This is a genomic window from Sphingomonas sp. CCH9-F2, from assembly GCF_001556735.1.
GTDB classification, from domain to species: domain Bacteria; phylum Pseudomonadota; class Alphaproteobacteria; order Sphingomonadales; family Sphingomonadaceae; genus Sphingomonas; species Sphingomonas ginsenosidimutans.
In genome coordinates this window covers 1-472 of the sequence record NZ_LSJO01000659.1, presented here as the reverse complement: position 1 = coordinate 472, position 472 = coordinate 1, and the positions used below count along the sequence as shown (strand labels likewise).

The following is a 472-nucleotide window of genomic DNA, read 5'->3' as shown; positions in this document are numbered from 1 at the left end:
CAGTTCGGCGGGGGTATGATCCCACCAGCGGTCCAGCCCGACCTTCTCAAGCGCCCCCATCGCGGCGGCACGCCGCGCCTTCTTGTCGTCGCCGCGGTACAGCAGCGGCAGCTCGACATTCTCCAGCGCGCTGGTGCGGCTGAGCAGGTTGAACCCCTGGAACACGAACCCGAGGTAGCGCCGCCGCAGCAACGCGCGCTGGTCGCGGTCCAGCGCCTCGACATGATGGCCGCGGAACAGGAAGGTGCCGCCGCTGGGCACGTCCAGGCACCCCAGGATGTTCATCGTCGTGGACTTGCCCGATCCCGACGGCCCCATCACCGCGACGAAATCGCCAACGGCAATATCCAGGTCGACGCCCTTCAGCGCGTGGAACTGCGTGGCGCCCTCGCCATAGACCTTGGTGACGCCGCGCAATTCGATCAGGGGCGGGTTACTGGCCACCCGCGCCGCCCCCGCCGGGCCGCCCGCC

At 69.7% G+C, this 472-nt stretch carries 1 protein-coding gene; it reads right to left on the bottom strand.

The annotated features are described in order from the left end of the window. On the bottom strand, positions 1 to 444 hold a 444-nt coding region (locus tag AX685_RS18660), incomplete at its 3' end, for an ABC transporter ATP-binding protein (protein WP_156445929.1). Positions 445 to 472: the final 28 nt, after the last annotated feature.